This window comes from Streptomyces sp. MspMP-M5, assembly GCF_000373585.1.
GTDB lineage: Bacteria > Actinomycetota > Actinomycetes > Streptomycetales > Streptomycetaceae > Streptomyces.
Genome location: NZ_KB891885.1, coordinates 275,357 through 291,427 on the forward strand (window position 1 = coordinate 275,357; position 16,071 = coordinate 291,427).

General features: G+C 72.3%; 17 protein-coding genes and 3 tRNA genes. 7 read left to right on the forward strand and 13 right to left on the reverse strand.

What is annotated here, in order from left to right; genetic code table 11:
- The first annotated feature begins 54 nt into the window (after positions 1 to 54).
- Complete coding sequence (locus B073_RS0114290) at positions 55 to 1,290, forward strand: pyridoxal phosphate-dependent aminotransferase (protein WP_018538771.1); 1,236 nt, start codon at positions 55 to 57, stop codon at positions 1,288 to 1,290.
- A 125-nt stretch (positions 1,291 to 1,415) separates the two neighbouring features.
- Positions 1,416 to 2,459 (forward strand): adenosine deaminase, encoded by a 1,044-nt coding sequence (locus B073_RS0114295; protein WP_018538772.1) that lies wholly within the window; start codon positions 1,416 to 1,418, stop codon positions 2,457 to 2,459.
- Here the strand turns inward: B073_RS0114295 and B073_RS0114300 are convergent.
- The 6 genes from B073_RS0114300 to B073_RS0114325 all read right to left on the reverse strand — a co-directional run bounded on the left by B073_RS0114300 (position 2,449) and on the right by B073_RS0114325 (position 4,992).
- Entirely contained in the window at positions 2,449 to 3,513 is a 1,065-nt protein-coding gene (locus tag B073_RS0114300) for a UDP-N-acetylmuramate dehydrogenase (RefSeq protein ID WP_018538773.1), read from the reverse strand. The two genes, B073_RS0114295 and B073_RS0114300, sit on opposite strands and share 11 nt — an antisense overlap.
- Before the next feature lie 58 nt (positions 3,514 to 3,571).
- A complete protein-coding gene (locus tag B073_RS0114305; protein WP_018538774.1) occupies positions 3,572 to 4,006 on the reverse strand; it encodes a MaoC family dehydratase in 435 nt (144 codons plus the stop codon).
- Position 4,007: 1 nt separating this feature from the next.
- Positions 4,008 to 4,460, reverse strand: a complete 453-nt coding sequence (locus tag B073_RS0114310; RefSeq protein WP_018538775.1) for a MaoC family dehydratase N-terminal domain-containing protein — start codon at positions 4,458 to 4,460, stop codon at positions 4,008 to 4,010.
- Between the two features lie 85 nt (positions 4,461 to 4,545).
- Positions 4,546 to 4,710: a 50S ribosomal protein L33 gene (gene rpmG, locus B073_RS0114315; protein ID WP_003956487.1), complete on the reverse strand. Its 165-nt coding sequence runs from the start codon at positions 4,708 to 4,710 to the stop codon at positions 4,546 to 4,548.
- Positions 4,711 to 4,799: 89 nt separating this feature from the next.
- Positions 4,800 to 4,872: transfer RNA gene (locus B073_RS0114320), tRNA-Met, on the reverse strand.
- A 47-nt stretch (positions 4,873 to 4,919) separates the two neighbouring features.
- Positions 4,920 to 4,992 (reverse strand) — tRNA-Thr (locus B073_RS0114325).
- A gap of 181 nt (positions 4,993 to 5,173) precedes the next feature.
- Between B073_RS0114325 and B073_RS0114330 the strand changes: the two genes are divergently transcribed.
- Both B073_RS0114330 and B073_RS0114335 read left to right on the forward strand, forming a co-directional pair.
- Positions 5,174 to 6,427, forward strand: a complete 1,254-nt coding sequence (locus B073_RS0114330) for an amidohydrolase family protein (protein ID WP_018538776.1) — start codon at positions 5,174 to 5,176, stop codon at positions 6,425 to 6,427.
- A gap of 125 nt (positions 6,428 to 6,552) precedes the next feature.
- Complete coding sequence (locus B073_RS0114335) at positions 6,553 to 7,215, forward strand: NAD(P)H-binding protein (RefSeq protein WP_026247364.1); 663 nt, start codon at positions 6,553 to 6,555, stop codon at positions 7,213 to 7,215.
- Positions 7,216 to 7,331: 116 nt separating this feature from the next.
- Here B073_RS0114335 and B073_RS0114340 read toward each other — a convergent pair whose 3' ends face one another.
- A complete protein-coding gene (locus tag B073_RS0114340) occupies positions 7,332 to 8,306 on the reverse strand; it encodes a quinone oxidoreductase family protein (RefSeq protein WP_018538778.1) in 975 nt (324 codons plus the stop codon).
- 205 nt (positions 8,307 to 8,511) lie between these two features.
- On the opposite strand from B073_RS0114340, the gene B073_RS0114345 reads away from it, so the two are divergent.
- Positions 8,512 to 9,147, forward strand: coding sequence for a TetR/AcrR family transcriptional regulator (locus B073_RS0114345; RefSeq protein WP_018538779.1), 636 nt, complete (start codon positions 8,512 to 8,514; stop codon positions 9,145 to 9,147).
- Positions 9,148 to 9,271: 124 nt separating this feature from the next.
- Here the strand turns inward: B073_RS0114345 and B073_RS0114350 are convergent.
- Positions 9,272 to 9,353, reverse strand: a tRNA-Tyr gene (locus B073_RS0114350).
- 189 nt (positions 9,354 to 9,542) lie between these two features.
- Between B073_RS0114350 and B073_RS0114355 the strand changes: the two genes are divergently transcribed.
- Complete coding sequence (locus B073_RS0114355; RefSeq protein ID WP_018538780.1) at positions 9,543 to 10,031, forward strand: YajQ family cyclic di-GMP-binding protein; 489 nt, start codon at positions 9,543 to 9,545, stop codon at positions 10,029 to 10,031.
- A gap of 212 nt (positions 10,032 to 10,243) precedes the next feature.
- Positions 10,244 to 10,519 (forward strand): hypothetical protein, encoded by a 276-nt coding sequence (locus B073_RS0114360; protein WP_106731845.1) that lies wholly within the window; start codon positions 10,244 to 10,246, stop codon positions 10,517 to 10,519.
- A gap of 228 nt (positions 10,520 to 10,747) precedes the next feature.
- Here the strand turns inward: B073_RS0114360 and B073_RS0114365 are convergent, their stop codons facing one another.
- The 5 genes from B073_RS0114365 to B073_RS0114385 form a co-directional block, all read right to left on the reverse strand.
- Positions 10,748 to 11,146, reverse strand: coding sequence for a hypothetical protein (locus B073_RS0114365; RefSeq protein ID WP_158690126.1), 399 nt, complete (start codon positions 11,144 to 11,146; stop codon positions 10,748 to 10,750).
- A gap of 179 nt (positions 11,147 to 11,325) precedes the next feature.
- Entirely contained in the window at positions 11,326 to 11,718 is a 393-nt protein-coding gene (locus B073_RS0114370) for a YccF domain-containing protein (protein WP_018538783.1), read from the reverse strand.
- A 126-nt stretch (positions 11,719 to 11,844) separates the two neighbouring features.
- Positions 11,845 to 12,714 (reverse strand): zinc metalloprotease HtpX, encoded by an 870-nt coding sequence (gene htpX, locus B073_RS0114375; RefSeq protein WP_018538784.1) that lies wholly within the window; start codon positions 12,712 to 12,714, stop codon positions 11,845 to 11,847.
- A gap of 153 nt (positions 12,715 to 12,867) precedes the next feature.
- On the reverse strand, positions 12,868 to 14,391 hold the full coding sequence (locus B073_RS0114380; protein WP_018538785.1) for an NADH-quinone oxidoreductase subunit N: 1,524 nt from the start codon (positions 14,389 to 14,391) through the stop codon (positions 12,868 to 12,870).
- Complete coding sequence (locus tag B073_RS0114385) at positions 14,391 to 16,010, reverse strand: complex I subunit 4 family protein (protein ID WP_026247365.1); 1,620 nt, start codon at positions 16,008 to 16,010, stop codon at positions 14,391 to 14,393. Before B073_RS0114385 ends, B073_RS0114380 begins: the two co-directional genes overlap by 1 nt.
- Positions 16,011 to 16,071 lie beyond the last annotated feature (61 nt).

Sequence of the window (16,071 nt, forward strand, 5' to 3'; positions counted from 1 at the left end):
ACCGCCCCGCAAACCCGTGTGTCGGGGCCGTCGGCGGTCTGCGACGATGCCCCTATGAGCGCTGCCACTCCCTCCGCATCGTCCCCCGCCGACCGCCGGGTCTCCGCCCGCGTCGGTGCGATCTCCGAGTCCGCCACCCTCGCCGTCGACGCCAAGGCCAAGGCCCTCAAGGCCGCCGGGCGCCCGGTGATCGGCTTCGGCGCCGGCGAGCCCGACTTCCCCACGCCCGGCTACATCGTCGAGGCGGCGGTCGAGGCGTGCCGGAACCCGAAGTTCCACCGCTACACGCCCGCCGGCGGGCTCCCCGAGCTGAAGGCCGCGATCGTCGCGAAGACCCTGCGCGACTCCGGCTACGAGATCGAGGCCGCGAACGTCCTCGTCACCAACGGTGGCAAGCAGGCCATCTACGAGGCGTTCGCCGCCGTCCTGGACCCGGGTGACGAGGTCATCGTGCCGGCGCCGTACTGGACCACCTACCCCGAGTCGATCCGGCTCGCGGGCGGTGTGCCGGTCGAGGTCGTCGCCGACGAGACCACCGGCTACCGGGTGACCGTCGAGCAGTTGGAGGCGGCCCGCACCGAGCGCACCAAGGTGCTGCTGTTCGTCTCGCCGTCGAACCCGACCGGCGCGGTCTACCCGCGCGAGCAGGTCGAGGCGGTCGGCCGCTGGGCCGCCGAGCACGGCCTGTGGGTGCTGACCGACGAGATCTACGAGCACCTGGTCTACGGGGACGCCGAGTTCTGCTCGCTGCCGGTCGTGGTGCCGGAGCTGCGCGACAAGTGCATCGTCGTCAACGGTGTGGCGAAGACGTACGCGATGACCGGCTGGCGGGTGGGCTGGGCGATCGGCCCCAAGGACGTCGTCAAGGCGGCCACCAACCTCCAGTCGCACGCCACCTCCAACGTCTCCAACGTGGCGCAGGCCGCGGCCGTCGCGGCGGTCAGCGGCGACCTGACGGCCGTCGAGGAGATGAAGGTGGCCTTCGACCGGCGCCGGAAGACCATCGTGCGGATGCTCAACGAGATCGACGGTGTGCTGTGCCCGGAGCCGGAGGGCGCGTTCTACGCCTACCCGTCGGTCAAGGGGCTGCTGGGCAGGGAGATCCGCGGCAGGCGGCCGCAGTCCAGCGTCGAGCTGGCCGAGCTGATCCTGGAGGAGGCGGAGGTCGCCGTCGTCCCGGGTGAGGCGTTCGGCACCCCCGGCTACCTGCGGCTTTCGTACGCGCTGGGCGACGAGGACCTGGTCGAGGGCGTCTCCCGGATCCAGAAGCTGCTGGCGGACGCCAAGTAGCGGGCATCTGAAGCCACTGGGCGTGCGGGGCCGGGCGGTTCGTCCGGCCCCGCACGCTTTTGCGGGGGTCCCTTCGTTCGGGGCGGGGCCTATGCCGTGGCGCGCGGGTGCGGCAGTATCTCGGGATGGAGCGTGTTCGTGATCTGCGTCAACTGCCGAAGGCCCATCTGCACCTGCACTTCACCGGCTCGATGCGGCCGGCGACCCTGCTGGACCTCGCCGACAAGTACGGCGTCCACCTCCCGGACGCGCTCACCAGCGGCACACCGCCCCGGCTGAGCGCCACCGACGAGCGCGGCTGGTTCCGCTTCCAGCGGCTCTACGACATCGCCCGGTCCTGCCTGCGGTCGCCCGAGGACATCCAGCGGCTGGTGCGGGAGGCCGCCGAGGAGGACGTCCGGGACGGCTCGCGGTGGCTGGAGATCCAGGTCGACCCGACCTCGTACGCACCGCGGCTGGGCGGGCTGATCCCGGCCATGGAGATCATCCTGGACGCGGTGGAGCGGGCCTCCCGAGACACCGGGCTGGGCATCCGGGTACTGGTCGCCGCGAACCGCATGAAGCACCCGCTGGACGCCCGCACGCTGGCCCGGCTGGCGGTGCGCCACGCCGACCGCGGGGTGGTCGGCTTCGGGCTCTCCAACGACGAACGGCGGGGCCTGGCCCGGGACTTCGACCGGGCCTTCGCCATCGCCCGGGACGGCGGCCTGCTGTCGGCGCCGCACGGCGGCGAGCTGTCCGGGCCGGCCAGCGTCCGGGACTGCCTGGACGATCTGCACGCCGGCCGGATCGGGCACGGGGTGCGGGCCGCGGAGGACCCGGAGCTGCTGCGCCGGCTGGCGGCCCACGGAGTGACCTGCGAGGTGTGCCCGGCGTCGAATGTGGCGCTGGGCGTCTACGGGAAACCGGAGGACGTACCGCTGCGGACGCTCTACGAGGCGGGCGTCCCGATGGCGCTGGGCGCCGACGACCCGCTGCTGTTCGGTTCGCGGCTGGCCGCCCAGTACGAGATCGCCCGCGGCGCGCACGGCTTCACCGACGCCGAACTGGCCGAGCTGGCCCGGCAGTCCGTGCGCGCCTCCCGGGCGCCCGAGGAGCTGCGGCGGACGGCGCTGGCGGACATCGACGCCTGGCTGGCCGCCCCGGGCCGGACGCGCCCTACAGGCTGACGCCGACCGTCACCGGTTCGTTGACGAGGGTGACCCCGAAGGCGTCCCGGACCCCGTCGCGGACCTCGCGGGCCAGGGCGAGCAGGTCCTCGGTGGTGGCCCGGCCGCGGTTGGTCAGGGCGAGGGTGTGCTTGGTGGAGATCCGGGCCGGACCGCTGCCGTAGCCCTTGGTGAAACCGGCCCGGTCGATGAGCCAGGCGGCGGAGGTCTTCACCCGGCCGTCGCCGTCCGGGAAGGCGGGCGGCGCGGTGTCGGGCCCGAGCCGGTCGCGGACCCGGCGGACGAGCTCGGCGTGCTCGGCCTCGGTGAGGACGGGGTTGGTGAAGAAGGAGCCGGCCGACCAGGTGTCGTGGTCCTCCGGGTCCAGCACCATGCCCTTGCTCGCCCGGAGCCCCAGGACGGTCTTGCGGGCGACGGTGAGCGGCACCCGCTCCCCCGTGCCGACGCCGAGGGCGCGGGCCGTCTGCTCGTACCTCAGGGGCGCGGAGAGGCCGTCCGCGTCCTCCAGGGCGAAGCGGACGCGCAGCACCACGAACCGCTCGGGGTGCTGCTTGAAGCGGCTGTGGCGGTACGAGAAGCCGCACTCCTCGTTGGCGAGGGTGACCGTCTCGCCGGTGCCCCGGTCGTAGGCGACGACCTCGGTGAGGGTCTCGGAGACGTCCTGGCCGTAGGCGCCGACGTTCTGGATCGGGGTGGCGCCGGCCGAGCCGGGGATGCCGGCCAGGCACTCGACGCCGGCCAGTCCGGCCTCGACGGTGTGGGCGACGGCGTCCGACCAGTTCTCGCCCGCGGCGAGCTCCAGGGCCGTGCCGTCGAGGGCGACGCCCCGGGTGGCGATGCGCAGGGCGGTGCCGTCGAAGCCCTTGTCACCGATGACGAGGTTGCTGCCGCCGCCGATGATCAGCAGCGGGGTGCCGGCCTCGTCGGCTTCGCGGACGGCCGCGATCACCTCGTCGTCGGTGGTGGCCGTGACGAGCCGGCTCGCGGGGCCGCCGAGACGGAAGGTGGTCAGCGGGGCGAGGGGGGCGTTCTCTGTTACGTGGCGTTCCTGCACGCGCCCAAGGGTACGGGGGCGGTCCGGCGGGCCGGGCCGGCCGCCCCGCGCGGCGGCGTCAGGCGAGCCGGGCCACGGCGCGGGCCATGCCCAGCACCTTCTGGCCGGCGCTCTTGGCGGTGAGGTCGATCCGGACCGTCCGCTCCGCGTCGTCGAGCTTGGCCGCGACCGTGCCGCTGACCTCGATCAGCGCGCCGGTCCCGTCGTTGGGGACGACGACGGGCTTGGTGAAGCGCACGCCGTACTCGGCCACCGCGCCCGGGTCGCCGACCCAGTCGGTGACCACCCGGACCGCCGAGGCCATGGTGAACATGCCGTGCGCGATGACGTCCGGCAGTCCGACCTCCTTGGCGAACTTCTCGTTCCAGTGGATCGGGTTGAAGTCCCCGGAGGCGCCGGCGTACTGGACGAGCGTGGCGCGGGTCACGGGGAAGGTCTGCGCGGGGAGTTCGGTGCCGACCTCGACGTCGTCGTAGGCGATCTTCGCGGGCATCTCAGGACTCCTCAGCGGGCCGGGCGACGAGCTTGGTGAGGGCGGTCACGACGTGCTCGCCGGCCTCGTCGTGCACCTCGCCGCGGATGTCGATGACCTCGTTGCCGGCCATGGACCGGATCGCTTCGATGGTGGAGGTCACGGTCAGGCGGTCGCCGGCACGCACCGGCCGGCGGTAGGCGAACTTCTGGTCGCCGTGGACCACGCGGCTGTAGTCCAGACCGAGTTGCGGGTCGGCGACGACCTGTCCGGCGGCCTTGAACGTGATGGCGAACACAAAAGTCGGCGGCGCGATCACATCGGGGTGACCGAGGGCCTTGGCGGCTTCGGTGTCGGTGTAGGCGGGGTTCGGGTCACCGATCGCCTCGGCGAATTCGCGGATCTTTTCCCGGCCGACCTCGTACGGATCGGTGGGCGGGTAAGTGCGTCCGACGAATGACTGGTCGAGCGCCATGGGCTCGCAACCTCCCTGAACTGATGGTGCCAAAGCCGTGAGGCCGCCCCCAGGAAATGGGGACGGCCTCATGGACGAGCCTGAGTTATCGCGTCTCGCGGTGCGCGGTGTGCGAGTTACAGCGGGGGCAGTGCTTCTTCATCTCAAGGCGGTCCGGGTTGTTGCGCCGGTTCTTCTTGGTGATGTAGTTCCGCTCCTTGCACTCCACGCAGGCCAGCGTGATCTTCGGGCGGACGTCGGTGGCAGCCACGTGAGTGCTCCTTGACGGACGGATAGTCGATACGAACGCATAGAAGAGTAGCCGACCGGAGGACCGACCCCACAATCGGCTACTGTCAGTAGCGGTGACCGGACTTGAACCGGTGACACAGCGATTATGAGCCGCTTGCTCTACCGACTGAGCTACACCGCTGCGATGTGAGAGTTACCCGTCCGAGGACGGGGTCCCCCACACATCAGAGCCCCAAAACGGAATCGAACCGTTGACCTTCTCCTTACCATGGAGACGCTCTGCCGACTGAGCTATTGGGGCGAGCGATGAAGACATTACACGGCCCGCCGCCAAACGTGAAATCCGTATCCGCGTCGCGCCCCAGCAGCCCCCCGCACCACACCGGTACGACTATTTCGCGCCTGCGCGAAGCTCTCCGGGCCGCGCCCTAGGCTCGGACCCACACCGCGTGATCTTGCACGCCGTGGCTTCGAGGAGCGCGATGTCCGACAACAGTTCGCCGCAGCCGGGGAAGCCGGGGGGTGCCGGCCGGTACACCCGGCCGGATTCCGGCGCGCTGGTCCTGTGCGGCGCCCGGCTCGCCGACGGCCGCACCGTGGACGTCCGGCTCGGCGGCGGGCGCATCGAGGCGGTCGGCACGGCGGGCAGCCTCGCACCGCAGGGCGCCCGGGTGGACCTCGCCGGCTATCTGCTGCTCCCGGCCCCCGCCGAACCGCACGCGCACTGCGACACCGCCCTGACCGCGGACGCCGACGGGCCCGCCTCCGACTCCGCCGAGGACGTCCAGCGCCGTACGACCGAGGCGGCGCTGCTCCAGCTCGGGCACGGGGCCACCGCCTCCCGGAGCCATGTGCGGATCGGCGGCGTCCAGGGGCTGCGGGCGCTGGAGTCGGTGCTCCAGGCGCGGCGGGCGCTGCGCGGGCTGGCGGACCTGGCGGCGGTGGCGGTGCCGCGGGTGCTGACCGGGGTGGCCGGCGCGAACGGGCTGGCGATGCTGCGGGACGCGGTCAAGATGGGCGCCACGGTGATCGGCGGCTGCCCGGACCTGGACCCCGACCCGACCGGGTACGTGGAGACCGTCCTGGAGATGGCCGGCGAGCACAGCTGCCCGGTGGACCTGCACACCGACGGCGACGATCCGGCGCGGCTGGCGCGGGTCGCGACGATGTGCGGCGGGCTGCGGCCGGGGGTGGCGATCGGGCCGTGCGCCGGGATGGCGCGGATGCCGCGGAGCGTGGCGGCGCGGGTCGCGGAGCAGTTGGCGGCGGCCGACGTGGCGGTCGTCTGCCTGCCGCAGGGCGACTGCACGGGGCTGGAGCGGAACGGCAACCGGGTGTCGCGGCCGGCGCCGGTGCGGCTGCTGCGGGCGGCCGGGGTGCGGGTTGCGGCGGGCAGCGGGGCGCTGCGGGACGCGGCGAACCCGGTCGGGCGCGGCGACCCGTTGGAGGCCGCGTACCTGCTGGCGTCCTTGGGCGAGGCGACGCCGGAGGCGGCGTACGAGACGGTGAGTTCGGCGGCGCGGGCGACGCTGGGGCTGCCGGAGGTGCGCGTCGAGGCGGGCTTCCCGGCGGAGTTGCTGGCGGTGCGCGGGGAGCGGATCGCCGGGGTGCTGTCGCTGGCATACAGCCGGATCGTGGTGCACCGGGGGCGGGTGGTGGCGCGCACCAGCGCGGTGCGCGAGTACTGCGACTCGGTGGACGTGGCACTGGAGTTGCCGCGGCAGTCGCAGCGTTAGGGCGTGTCCCCGGGGCCGTCGTGCGCCCGGGGGGAGGCCGACGGCGGGCGGCAGGCGGGGGTTTGACGGCCGGTCCGGGACCTGTCCCCCGGTGTGTCGGGGCGGTTGGGCGTACGGTCGGCAGCATGCGCATTGTCATCGCAGGTGGACATGGTCAGATCGCGCTGCGGCTGGAGCGGTTGCTGCATGCGCGCGGGGACGAGGTGGCCGGGATCGTCCGCCGGCCGGAACAGGCCGGCGACCTGCTGGCCGCGGGTGCCGAACCGGTGGTCTGCGACCTGGAGTCGGCGTCGGTGGCCGATGTCGCCCGGCATGTGGAGGGCGCGGACGCGGCCGTCTTCGCGGCGGGCGCCGGGCCGGGCAGCGGCGCCGCGCGCAAGGACACGGTGGACCGCGGCGCGGCGACGCTGTTCGCGGACGCCGCCGAGGCGGCCGGGGTGCGGCGCTTCGTGGTCGTCTCGGCGATGGGCGCGGACCGGGAGCCCTCGGAGGGCACCGATCCGGTCTTCGCGGCCTATCTGCGGGCCAAGGGCGCCGCGGACGCCGACGTACGGGCCCGGGCCGGGCTGGACTGGACGATCCTGCGGCCCGGGCGGCTCACCGACGATCCCGGCACCGGCCAGGTGACGCTGGCCGACGCGACCGGGCGCGGCGCGGTCCCGCGGGACGACGTGGCGGCCGTCCTGGCGGCGCTCCTGGACGAGCCGGGCACGATCGGGCGGACGCTGGAACTGATCGGCGGGGACGTGCCGGTGGCGGACGCGGTGCGGAACGTGGCGTCGCACTGAGGCGCGGCGCCGTGCCAGACGCCGCGGGGCAGGCGGGACTTCGGACTCACTCGTCCAGGGCCTGTCATGAACTCCCTTGGTTCGCCCGGAGGCAGGCGGGAGTTCGACGACCGGCCCTACGGCAGGACGAGGATCCGGCCGAGGTGCGTGCGCTCCTCGATGAGCCGGTGGACGGCGGGCGGGTCGGCCAGCGGGAGGCGCGCGTGCACGGCGGTGCGGAGCCGGCCGGCCGCGGCGTGGCCGGCCAGTTCGGTCATCTCCGCACGGGCCTGCTCCGGGGCCGCCGCGCGCCAGGCCAGCAGCGAGAACCCGGCGACCGACTTCAGGGCGAAGAGGCTGGTCACGGGGACGTCGAGCAGCTCGGCGCCGGCGACGCCGTAGACCACGGCGCGGCCGAACGGCGCCAGCAGGTCCAGGCTCTGCCGCAGGATCTGGCCGCCCACGGAGTCCAGGACGAGGTCGACGCCCCCGGGCGCGGCCTCGCGGACCCGCTCCGGCCAGTCGTCGGCCGCGTAGTCGACGACGGCGTCGGCGCCGTGGGAGCGGACGAAGTCGAACTTGGCCGGGGAGCCGACCGCGGCGATCACCTTCCCGGCCCCGAGGAGCCGGGCCAGCTGCAGCGCGAGGTGGCCGATGCCGCCGGCCGCGGAGTGGACCAGCACGGTCTCGCCCTCGGCCAGTCGGCCGGTGCGCAGCGCCCGGAGGGCGACCGGGGCGCCCATCGGGAGCATGCTGGCCATGCCGAGGTCCACCTCGTCGGGTACCGGGGCGAGCCACCGGGCGTCGGTGACGACGTGCTCGGCGAAGGCGTCCTCGCTCAGCGCCGCGACCCGCCGGCCGATCAGCCCCTGGTCGACGCCGGGGCCGGTGGTCTCGACGGTGCCGACCACGTCGCCGGTGAGCGAGCCGGGCAGCGCGCGCCGGAACAGCGGTCCGGCGGCGGGTCCGCGCCGCATCCTGGTGTCGACGAAGTTGGCCCCGATCGCCTCGGTCCGCAGCAGCACCTCGCCGGGTCCCGGCACGGGGACCTCGGCCTCCTCGATGGTCAGGACGTCCGGGCCGCCGTACTCGTAGTAGCGCACGCGTCGCATTCCGGCTCTCCTCGGTGAGTTGAAGAACACAGCAGTGGGTCAGCCCTCACCGGCGGTTTCCCTGCACTAACTGGACCGCCGGTCAGGTTGCGCCCGAACCTAGCCCTAACTGGACCATCAGTCCAGTTAATTCTGCGAAATGATGGCTCCCCCGGCGTGCGCCGGGCCCGGCAGCGGGACAGCAGGACGGAGTGGGTGAGGACCGATGGCAGAGGGCCGCCGCGAACGCGCCGACGCGGTACGGAACCGGCGCGCCATCCTGGCGGCGACCGAGGAACTGCTGGCGCACCATCCGCCGGAGAAGATCTCGATGGAGCAGGTCGCCGCCGCCGCCGGGGTCGGCAAGGGCACGGTCTTCCACCGCTTCGGCAGCCGGATGGGCCTGATGCTGGCCCTGATGGAGGAGCGGGCCGTGGCGCTGCGGGAGGCGGTCACCGACGGCCCGCCGCCACTGGGGCCGGGCGCCGCCTCGCGGGAGCGGCTGCTCGCCTTCCTGGACGCCATCGTCGCCCTCGTCGCCCGCAACAAGGGCCTGCTGGCGGCGCTCTGCCACGCCAGCACCACCACCGCCCAGCGCCCCGCCGACGACGAGCCGGGCGGCGAGCACCCGTTCCACGCCTTCTGGCACGGTCACGTCAGCGCGCTGCTCGCCGCCCAGCGCCCCGATCTGGACGCCGGGCTGCTGGCCCACTTCCTCATCGGGGCCCTCCAGAACGAGCGCGTGCTGCGGCTGCTGGAGCGCGGTGAGACCGATCACGTGGCCGGGACGCTGCGGGCGCTGGTCACCGGGCTGCTCGACGCCGCGCCGCCGGCCGCCGGGGCCGCGCCCGGGACGCCGTAGGGCCCGGCCGGCGGCGCGACACGCCGGTGGCCGGAGGAATCCCCCGGCCTGCAACCCCACACGAAAGAAGGCACAGCGAAAACCCCTGGACCGTATTCCTACGATCCAGGGGTTTTCTTGGCTGTGGCGGCGCCAGGATTCGAACCTGGGAAGGCGAAGCCGGCAGATTTACAGTCTGCTCCCTTTGGCCGCTCGGGCACACCGCCGGGTTGTGTCTTCAGGAGTCCCGCTGTGGGGCGGTGCTCGCTGGCAACGACGTAAACCATACCCGATGGCGGGGGGTGCTCCGCCACTCGCTTCCGAAGAGATGGATCTTGGCCGGGTGGCTAGGCTGGGCGGGCGGTCCGGGAAGGACCGCATCTCTGATGGATCTACGTACGAGGAGCCAACTCACGATGGCCGACTCCAGTTTCGACATCGTCTCGAAGGTCGAGCGGCAGGAGGTCGACAACGCCCTCAACCAGGCCGCCAAGGAGATCTCGCAGCGCTACGACTTCAAGGGCGTGGACGCGTCGATCCAGTGGTCGGGCGAGAAGATCGAGATGCGGGCCAACGCCGAGGAGCGGGTGAAGGCCGTCCTGGACATCTTCCAGTCCAAGCTGGTCAAGCGAGGTATCTCACTGAAGGCGCTGGACGCCGGCGAGCCGCAGGCGTCGGGCAAGGAGTACCGGATCTCCGCGTCGATGCAGGAAGGCATCTCGCAGGAGAACGCGAAGAAGGTCGCCAAGATCATCCGCGATGAGGGGCCGAAGGGCGTCAAGGCGCAGGTGCAGGGCGACGAGCTGCGCGTCAGCTCCAAGAGCCGGGACGACCTGCAGGCCGTCCAGCAGCTGCTGCGCGGCAAGGACCTGGACTTCGCGGTCCAGTTCGTCAACTACCGCTGAGCGTCCCCGGCGGGGGTCTTACGCAGCGGGCCGACGGGGCGGCGCGACACGGGAGCGCGCCGCCCCGTCGGCATGTCCGGAACGGGCCGCACGGTGCGCTGCCCGAGGGCGTCACCGCGACGGAGCAACGCTTCGTGATCATTAGTTTGCCGCTTCGTTATCGCAATGATCCCGGCAACGGTCCGGGTCCAGGACAGGAAGGACATTCCGTCGTGGGAAAGGCATTGCGTGTGGTCGCGGGCGCCCTTGGCGCCGGTGCGTTGCTGCTGTCGGTGGCGGGGACGGCTAGCGCCAGGGGCGGGGGTGAGGGCTTCTTCGAGAACGTGCGGTGCACGCCGTCGTTCAGCCTCAACCTCCTCTTCCCGCCCCCGGAGGGTTGCCGTACGGACCTCTACATCGACAACCACAAGCGGATCACCAAGGTCGACCAGCGCGCCGGCGGCAACGCCAACAGCAGCGTGCTGAGCGGTCGGAGAGGCGGCCGCTGACCCAGGCTCCGCGCCCCCGGAGCAATGCGCTCCGGGGGCGCGGCGTCATTTGCGGCGGGAAAGTGAAAGCGCAAAGACGCAAAGGCGCGGCGATAAGTTCCGGTGGAATTCCGGTCGAAATTCTGGCGTCATTGCGTATCGGCTATGAGCCGGGGGCGAGGCGGGAGAGGAGGGTGGAATATTCGCGCGGCTCCTCCTCCGCCTCGGCCCGATTCTGCGGAATTTCGGTCACGCGCAGAGAAGGACGATGAGTCCGTGACAGTCTTCGTCGCCTTCGCCGTCGTGGCCGCCGCGATTTCCGTGGCCGCCCAGGTGGCCCCGCTCAAGGAAGCCCCAGTCGCTGTCGCCCTCCTTTCGGGAACCGCCCTTGCCGGCACCGTGCTTGGAACCATCCTTGTCGGCACCGTGCTTGGAACCGCCCTTGTCGGCACCGTGCCCGTTGGACGGATCCGGGTTGGCGGACGTGGAGTGGTGACTGCCGGTGCCCCTGCCGCCGTTCGGGTCGGGCTTCCCGGCGGCGAGGGCGGCCGTCGGCGACGCCGCCGCGAGCGCGATGCCCAGGGCGGCACCGACCGCGAATATTCGAGAAACGGATTTCTGCTGGCGATGCATTCGCGTTGTGTTCATGGAACCACCATGCACACGTCCGCGGTAGATTTCGCCTCGGAGGCGGCCAGTCGAGTGAAACGCGGGAATAGCGGAAATCCCGGGAATGGACTTCTTGGGTCGTCCCGATTTGCCCGGGTTCGGGTTTCTGGAATTTCCCGGGACGGGTCGGTTCGAATCGGGCCGGCGGGGCCGCCGGGTCAGCGGGTGGCGAAGGGCTGGTCGGTGGGGACGATCTCGCGGCCGAGGGGGAGCAGGGAGAGCGGGATCATCTTGAAGTTGGCGATGCCGAGCGGGATGCCGATGATCGTCACGCACTGGGCGACGCCGGTGACGATGTGGCCCAGGGCCAGCCACCAGCCGGCGAAGACGATCCAGATCACGTTGCCGATCGCCGAACCGGCGCCGGCGTCGTGGCGCTCCACGGTCGTCCGGCCGAACGGCCACAGGGCGTAGCCGGCGATACGAAAGCTGGCAACGCCAAACGGAATGGTGATGATCAAGACGCAGCAGATGATCCCGGCGACGACGTAGCCGATCGCCATCCAGAGGCCGCTGAGGATCAGCCAGATGACGTTGAGGAGGAACTTCATGATCGGCAGCCTTCCAGGGCACATCGGCGAACGGTTCTGACCTGGTAGACGCGTCCACCGTCGCCAACCGTTGCGGCCGGAGTGCCGCAATCGGCCTTCTTTCAGTCTGCCGCGGGCCGGCCGTGCTCAGGAGGGGCGGTGGTGGCCGGCCATCTGCTCCAGGCGGGCGATGCGTTCGCGCATCGGAGGGTGGGTGGAGAAGAGGCGGGAGAGGCCCTCGCCGGGGCGGAACGGGTTGGCGATCATCATGTGGCCGGCGGTCTCCAGGCGGGGCTCGGGGGGCAGCGGGAGCTGCCGGGTGCCGATCTCCAGTTTGCGGAGCGCGGAGGCCAGGGCGAGCGGGTCGCCGGTGAGCCGGGCGCCGGAGGCGTCGGCCTGGTACTCGCGGGAGCGGCTGACGGCGAGCTGGATCAGCGAGGCCGCGACCGGGCCGAGGATCATGATCAGCAGCATGCCGACGATGCCGGGGCCCTCGTCGTCGTCGGAGCGGCCGACGGGGATCAGCCAGGCGAAGTTGACCAGGAACATCACGACCGAGGCCAGTGCGCCGGCCACGGAGGAGATGAGGATGTCGCGGTTGTAGACGTGGCTGAGCTCATGGCCGATGACGCCGCGCAGTTCGCGTTCGTCGAGGATCTTAAGGATGCCGTCGGTGCAGCAGACGGCGGCGTTGCGGGGGTTGCGGCCGGTGGCGAAGGCGTTGGGCGCCTGGGTCGGGGAGATGTAGAGCCGGGGCATGGGCCGGCGGGCGGCGGTCGAGAGCTCGCGGACCATGCGGTAGAGCTGCGGGGCCTCGAACTCGCTGACCGGGCGGGCCCGCATCGCGCGCAGGGCGAGCTTGTCGCTGTTCCAGTAGGCGTAGGCGTTGGTGGCCAGTGCTACGAGGACGGCGATGATCAGGCCCGTCCGGCCGAAGAGGCTGCCGATGACGATGATGAGTGCGGACAGTCCCCCGAGGAGTACGGCGGTCCTGAGCCCGTTGTGCCGGCGGTGCACGGTACGCCCTCCAAGTGGTGCGGCAGGGGAACCCTTTGCTTCGTTTCTCCACTCTCCAGTGGACCCTTGCTCAACTGGTCAACGCGAGAGCGGCGGGGGTGGTTCCCCGGCGCGTGGCCGGCGGGGCCGGAGGGGGGCGGGCGGGGCCGGGCCCTAGAGGAGGGCGCCGGCGGCGAAGCGGAGGACGAGCTGGGGGGCGCCGGAGAGGGCGACGCCCAGCACGGTGGCGAGGGCCAGGGCGGTGGACAGGGCCGCCGGGATCGGGGCGCGGGGCTGCTCGGCGGGCTCGCCGGCCGGGGCCTCGGCGGGCCGGAAGAGGAGCGCGGTCCACTGGAGGTAGTAGTAGAGCGCGATCACGACGTTGACGGCCATGAGGACCGCGAGCCAGCCCAGGCCGGCGTCGACCGCCGCCGAGAAGACCGTCACCTTGGCGAACAGCCCGATGATGCCCGGCGGCAGGCCCGCCAGGCACAGCAGGAAGAAGCCGAGGGCGAGCGCCACCAGGGGGCGGCGGTGGTAGAGGCCCCGGTAGTCGGCGAGGCGGTTGGCGGGGCTGGTGCGGGCCACCAGGGCGGCGACGGCGAAGGCGCCGAGGTTCACCGCGGCGTACATCAGGGCGTAGGCGACGGTTGCGCCGATGGCGTGCGCGGGGTCGTGGGCGTAGCCGGCCGCGGCGATCGGGACCAGCAGGTAGCCGGCCTGGCCGACGGAGGACCAGGCGAGCAGGCGGACGGCGCTGTGGGTGCGGGCCGGGTCCTGGCGGAGCGCGGCGGCGTTGCCGACGGTCATGGTGAGCGCGGCGAGCACGGCCAGCGCCGGACCCCAGACGTCCGCGTACGCGGGGAAGCCCTGGACGGTGACGAGGATCAGGCCGGAGAAGCCGACGGCCTTGCCGACCACGGAGAGGTACGCGGCGATCGGCAGCGGCGCGCCGACGTAGGTGTCGGGCACCCAGAAGTGGAAGGGGGCGGCGGCGGTCTTGAAGGCGAAGCCGACGAGGGTGAGGGCGACACCGGTGCCGGCCAGGGTGGCCAGGCGGGGATCCGGGAGGGCCGTCAGGGCGTGCGCCACCCGGGAGAGGTGGAGACTGCCGGTGGCGGCGTAGACGAAGCTGACGCCGAGGAGCATCACGGCGGTGGCGGCCACCGAGGAGAGGAAGAACTTCAGGGCCGCCTCGGAGGAGAGCCGGTCGCCGCGGCGCAGCCCGACCAGGGCGAAGGCGGGCAGCGAGGCGACCTCCAGGGCGATGACCAGGGTGGCCAGGTCGCGGGAGGCGGGCAGCAGGGCGGCGCCGGCCGCCGAGGACAGCAGCAGGAACCAGTACTCGCCCGCGGGCAGGTCGTGGTCCTTGATGGTGTCGATGGACAGCAGGGCCGTCAGGAGCGCGCCTGCGAGCACCAGGAACTGGATGACCAGGGTGAAGTGGTCGGCCACGTAGCTGCACGCGGCGGGGGTGCCCGTCAGGCAGAAGGTGCGGCGCCGGCCGTCCAGGAGGGGCAGCAGCAGGAGTGCGGCGGCGGCCAGGCCGGCGGTCGCGAACCAGCCCAGCAGGGGCTTGCGGGCGGCGGGCAGGAAGAGGTCGGCGACCAGCACGACCAGGGCGACGGCCGCGGCGAGGGTGGGCGGGGCGATGGCGAGCCAGTCGACGGACTGGACCAGCGAGAGGGCCTGGGTCATCACTTGCCGCCTCCGAGGAGCTGCTGGACGGCCGGGTCGGTGAGGCCGAGGAGGGCCGCGGGCCACAGTCCGGCGAGGACGGTCAGGACGGCCAGGGGGCTCCAGGCCGCGTATTCGTAGCGCGCGAGGTCGGGGAGGGCGGGGGCCGGCCCGCCGGTGTCGTCAGGGCCGGTCGGGGCAGCCGGGCCGGTGGGACCGGTCGGGGCAGCTGCGGCCTTCAAGGTGCCGCCCATGCAGACCCGGCGGACGACCAGCAGGAGGTATGCGGCGGTCAGCAGGGTGCCGAGGCCGGCCAGGGCCATGAACGTCAGGAACGCGGGGCGGCTGAGGCCGGCGGCGGGGTGGAAGGCGCCGAACATCGCCAGCATCTCGCCCCAGAAGCCGGCCAGTCCGGGCAGGCCCAGGGAGGCGACGGCGGCGAAGGCGAGGAGTCCGCCGAAGCGGGGGGCCCGGCCGTAGAGGGCGGCGCCGGTGGTGCCGGAGAGGGTGTCCAGGTCGGTGCTGCCCAGGCGGTCCTTGAGGCCGCCGACGAGGAAGAAGAGCAGGCCGGTGATCAGGCCGTGGGCGATGTTGGCGAACAGCGCGCCGTTGACGCCGGTGGGGGTCATGCTCGCGATGCCGAGCAGGACGAAGCCCATGTGGCCGACGGAGCTGTAGGCGATCAGGCGCTTGAGGTCTCCCCTGGCGCCGGTGCGGACGAGGGCGAGGCAGGCCAGCGAGCCGTAGACGATGCCGACGGCGGCCAGGGCGCCGAGGTAGGGCGCGAGGGTGTGCAGGCCGTCGGGGGTGATCGGCAGCGCGATCCGGACGAAGCCGTAGGTGCCCATCTTCAGCAGGACGCCGGCCAGCAGCACGGAGCCGGCGGTGGGGGCGGCGGTGTGCGCGTCCGGCAGCCAGCTGTGCAGCGGCCACATCGGGGACTTGACGGCCAGTCCGATGCCGACGGCGAGCACCGCGACGAGCTGGACGGTGTGGCTGAGCTGGGCTTTCGGGCCGTTGTCAGTGGCCAGTGCGACCATGTCGAAGGTGCCGGATTTCAGCCCGATGAGGAGGAGGCCGAGCAGCATGACGACCGAGCCGAGCAGCGTGTAGAGGATGAACTTCCAGGCCGCCGCCTGCCTTCCGGCGCCGCCCCAGCGGGCGATGAGGAAGTACATCGGGATGAGGACCATCTCGAAGGCGAGGAAGAAGAGCATCAGGTCCAGGACGGCGAAGGTCGCCAGCGTGCCGGATTCCAGGACGAGGATCAGCGCCACGAATGCCTTGGGGGACGGGCCCGTTGGCATGTTGAAGTAGCTGTAGACGGCGCAGAGGAAGGTCAGCAGCGCGGTCAGGACGAGGAGGGGGAGCGAGATGCCGTCGACACCGAGGTGGACGCGGATGCCGAGGGCCGGAATCCAGCTGAGGTCGGTGGTGGCCTGCATACGCGCCGGGTGAGCGTGGTCGAAGCCGGCGGCCAGCGCGATCGTGGCGGCGAGCACCACGCCGGTGACGGTCACGCCGTGGCGCAGCACGGCCTGGTCGGGGTTCTTCCCCTTCAGGCCGGGCGGGGCAGGCAGCAGCGCGGCGAGGGCGCCGAGGAGCGGGAGGACGACGGCGCCCGCGAGGAGGAGCTGCAGGGCGGTGTGGTTCACGGGTCAGGCCCTCCTCAGGGTTTCGGCTCCGGCGAGGCAGGCCACG

Excerpts from the sequence above, each read along its gene's own strand:
- B073_RS0114310 (WP_018538775.1), bottom strand. The coding sequence starts at position 4,460 with ATGGCGCTCGACCAGTCATTCGTCGGACGCACTTACCCGCCCACCGAT.
- B073_RS0114330 (WP_018538776.1), top strand. The coding sequence starts at position 5,174 with ATGTCCGACAACAGTTCGCCGCAGCCGGGGAAGCCGGGGGGTGCCGGC.
- B073_RS0114340 (WP_018538778.1), bottom strand. The coding sequence starts at position 8,306 with ATGCGACGCGTGCGCTACTACGAGTACGGCGGCCCGGACGTCCTGACC.
- B073_RS0114345 (WP_018538779.1), top strand. The coding sequence starts at position 8,512 with ATGGCAGAGGGCCGCCGCGAACGCGCCGACGCGGTACGGAACCGGCGC.
- B073_RS0114335 (WP_026247364.1), top strand. The coding sequence starts at position 6,553 with ATGCGCATTGTCATCGCAGGTGGACATGGTCAGATCGCGCTGCGGCTG.
- B073_RS0114295 (WP_018538772.1), top strand. The coding sequence starts at position 1,416 with ATGGAGCGTGTTCGTGATCTGCGTCAACTGCCGAAGGCCCATCTGCAC.
- B073_RS0114365 (WP_158690126.1), bottom strand. The coding sequence starts at position 11,146 with ATGAACACAACGCGAATGCATCGCCAGCAGAAATCCGTTTCTCGAATA.
- B073_RS0114355 (WP_018538780.1), top strand. The coding sequence starts at position 9,543 with ATGGCCGACTCCAGTTTCGACATCGTCTCGAAGGTCGAGCGGCAGGAG.
- B073_RS0114370 (WP_018538783.1), bottom strand. The coding sequence starts at position 11,718 with ATGAAGTTCCTCCTCAACGTCATCTGGCTGATCCTCAGCGGCCTCTGG.
- B073_RS0114305 (WP_018538774.1), bottom strand. The coding sequence starts at position 4,006 with ATGCCCGCGAAGATCGCCTACGACGACGTCGAGGTCGGCACCGAACTC.
- B073_RS0114290 (WP_018538771.1), top strand. The coding sequence starts at position 55 with ATGAGCGCTGCCACTCCCTCCGCATCGTCCCCCGCCGACCGCCGGGTC.
- B073_RS0114380 (WP_018538785.1), bottom strand. The coding sequence starts at position 14,391 with ATGACCCAGGCCCTCTCGCTGGTCCAGTCCGTCGACTGGCTCGCCATC.